Genomic DNA, 2,931 nt, shown 5'->3' on the forward strand with positions numbered 1-2,931 from the left:
GCGAGGCGGCTGCCGCGCTGCGCCGGCTGAACGGACGCACCGGCGCCGACTTGTCGGCGCGAATGGCCGCCGATCAGGACGATTGGCTTGTCGGCATCGGCTGGAAGCCGGATGACACGCCTTTCCGCACGGCGCTGCAACTGCTGGAGCCGGATGAGCGGAACGGCTGGCGGCTGCGCGTCGTGCTGCGCGAACGGCAGGAGCCGGAGCGGATCTTCACGCTTGCGCGGGAAGAGAACGGCGCCTGGAAGGCGGAAGCGGCGAAGCCTCCGGCCGAATGGGAGCAATGGATCGGGCTCAAGCTGGCTAAGGAGGAAGCGAAATGGACCGCCGCGCTTCCGGAGCTGACCGGCGATGCCGGCCATCCCGCCATGCTGCGGATGGAGCTGTCTGAGCAGGAGGCTTGGCGGTTTCTGCAGGACGGCAGCGTGCGGCTGCTGCAGGCGGGCTGTCCGGTAATGCTGCCAGCCTGGTGGGAGGCGGCGCGCAACCGGCGGATGCGGGTTCGGGCCAAGATCAAGTCGTCTGTCGGCACAGCCGAGCAGCCGATGTTCGGCCTGAATCAGATCATCGATTTCGACTGGAGGCTGGCGGTCGGCGATATCGATTTGTCGGAGGAGGAATTCGTCCGGCTGGCGGAGGGCAACCGGAGGCTGCTTCACGTTCGCGGGGAGTGGGTGCATCTCGACCCGAACGATGTGAAGCTGATCCGGGAGTGGATGAAGCGCAAAGGCAAGTCGAAGGGGCTGTCGTTCCGGGACGTGCTGGAGTGGCATTTGCGCGGCGGCATGCCGCTGCCGGGATTCGACGATGACGGTTCCGGACGGGGACCGCAGGCCGAGATCGAGCTGAACGAGCAGCTGGCTTCCTGGCTGGAGCGGCTGCAGCACGCCTCCGAGCTTCCGGCAATCGACAAGCCGGAGGGCTTCTGCGGCGAGCTTCGCCCTTATCAATTGGAGGGCGTATCGTGGCTGGCCTTTCTGCGGCAATTCGGGTTGGGCGGCTGTCTGGCCGACGATATGGGCCTCGGCAAAACGATCCAATTCACGGCCTATCTGCTGCATGTGAAGGAACGGCTCCGTTCGGACCAAGCCACGCATGCGCCTTCCTTGCTGATCTGTCCGACCTCGGTCATCGGCAACTGGGAGAAGGAGCTTGAGCGGTTTGCGCCCGGCCTGAAGGTGCATATCCATTACGGCGCGCGTCGCGAGAAGGGCCAGAGTTTTGCGGATACGGTGCGGGACGCCGATCTGGTCATCACCTCTTATGCGCTTGCCCCGTTGGACGAAGAGGAGTTCGGGGCGGTCGAATGGGATACCTTATGCCTCGATGAAGCGCAGAATATCAAGAACGTATACACCAAGCAATCGTCCGCGATTCGCAGGTTGGACGCGCGCCACCGCATAGCGATGACCGGCACGCCGATGGAGAACAGGCTGACGGAGCTATGGTCGATCTACGATTTCATGAATCCCGGCTATCTCGGCAATTTGACCGAGTTTCGCCGCGAGGTCGTTGCGCCGATTGAGAAAACCCGCGAGGAGGGCATGATCCGCCAGCTGCAGCAGTGGGTGAAGCCGTTCATGCTGCGCCGGTTGAAGAAGGATCCGAATATCCGGCTGGCGCTGCCGGATAAAAACGAGCAGAAAACCTATGTCTCGCTGACGGCCGAGCAGGGAGCGCTGTACGAACGCACGGTGACCGAGCTGCTGGACGGTCTGGACGGGTTGAACCCGATGCAGCGCCGGGGGCTGATTCTGGCCGCGCTGACGAGGCTGAAGCAGCTGTGCGACCATCCGTCGCTGACGCTTGGCGACGTGCCGCGCAGCCCGGAACGATGGGACAGCGACCGCTCGGGCAAAGTGACCCGTTTGCTGGAGATGGTGGACGAGGTTGCGGCGGAGGGCGAACGTTGCCTCATTTTTACGCAGTTTGTGGATATGGGGACGATGATCCAGGCGCAGCTCGAGAAAAGGCTCGGCCTGCCGGTCCCCTACCTTCACGGCGGCGTCCCGAAAAAGGAGCGCGACGGCATGATCGAGAGGTTTCAGAACCCGCAGCTGCCGGGCTGCGCATTCGTGCTGTCGCTGAAGGCGGGAGGCACCGGCTTGAATCTGACGGCCGCCAACCATGTATTCCATTTCGACCGCTGGTGGAACCCGGCAGTCGAGAATCAGGCGACGGACCGCGCCTTCCGGATCGGCCAGACGAAGGATGTGCAGGTGCACAAATTCGTCACGATCGGCACGCTCGAGGAACGGATCGACGACATGCTCTCGCGTAAGCAGTCGCTGAACGACCAGGTGGTCGGTCAGTCGGAGGGCTGGATAACGGAGCTGGGCAAAGACGAGCTGCGGGCCCTGTTCACGCTGCGGCGAAGCTGGCTGCAAAGCTAGCGGGATGAATAATGGAGGTGGCGCGCGATGGCCGAGAACGAGCGCTTAGTGAGTGGGGATGGCGGCGCTGGCCGGTCCGGGGCCGGTAAGCGGGTCGCCGACGGGCCCTCTGCGGAGCCGGATCAAGCCGGCGGGATCCGCACCGATGCGAGCCCGGAATGGCGGGAGCTGTTTCTCGAGGTGCGCAAGGCGGTGCAAAGACTGCGCGAGTAGGATGAAAGCGCGGGAATGGAAAGAACCGCGCCTGATTATAGCAGGGGCGGACGAGGCGGCGGTATTCCGCAGCCCCGTCCGCCCCTTTTTCGGCTTGACCGGGTCATTCGGTGGAGCCTCCGAGCTCAGTCTCCCGACAGCTCGTCGAGCGTTTTGCCGAAGCTGGGCGCCATGTACGCGAGGAACCATTCGACCTCGGGCATGGCGAGCTGCGCGAGCTTCTGCTCGGCCTGGCCCTTGGCCACGGCAAACTCGCGGTTGCCGGATGAGAGCTCGGACAGGCACTTCAGGTAGGCGTCGAGCAGATCGGCGGCTTTAAGAT

3 protein-coding genes are annotated in these 2,931 nt (G+C 63.9%); 2 read left to right on the top strand and 1 reads right to left on the bottom strand.

Translation table 11 applies throughout. From position 1 onward, the window contains the following. Both BG52_RS02210 and BG52_RS02215 read left to right on the top strand, forming a co-directional pair. A partial coding sequence (locus BG52_RS02210) for a DEAD/DEAH box helicase (protein ID WP_036666778.1) occupies positions 1–2,396 on the top strand: 2,396 nt, incomplete at its 5' end. A gap of 27 nt (positions 2,397–2,423) precedes the next feature. Further along, positions 2,424–2,609: a hypothetical protein gene (locus BG52_RS02215; protein WP_036583942.1), complete on the top strand. Its 186-nt coding sequence runs from the start codon at positions 2,424–2,426 to the stop codon at positions 2,607–2,609. 125 nt (positions 2,610–2,734) lie between these two features. On the opposite strand, the gene BG52_RS02220 is transcribed toward BG52_RS02215, so the two are convergent. After that, the coding region (locus BG52_RS02220) for a YfbR-like 5'-deoxynucleotidase (RefSeq protein ID WP_036666779.1) at positions 2,735–2,931 on the bottom strand (197 nt) is incomplete at its 5' end.

The organism is Paenibacillus darwinianus, assembly GCF_000598065.1.
GTDB lineage: Bacteria > Bacillota > Bacilli > Paenibacillales > Paenibacillaceae > Paenibacillus_I > Paenibacillus_I darwinianus.

What these genes read in the sequence shown, in the direction of transcription:
- BG52_RS02215 (WP_036583942.1), top strand. Translation starts at nt 2,424, where the DNA reads ATGGCCGAGAACGAGCGCTTAGTGAGTGGGGATGGCGGCGCTGGCCGG.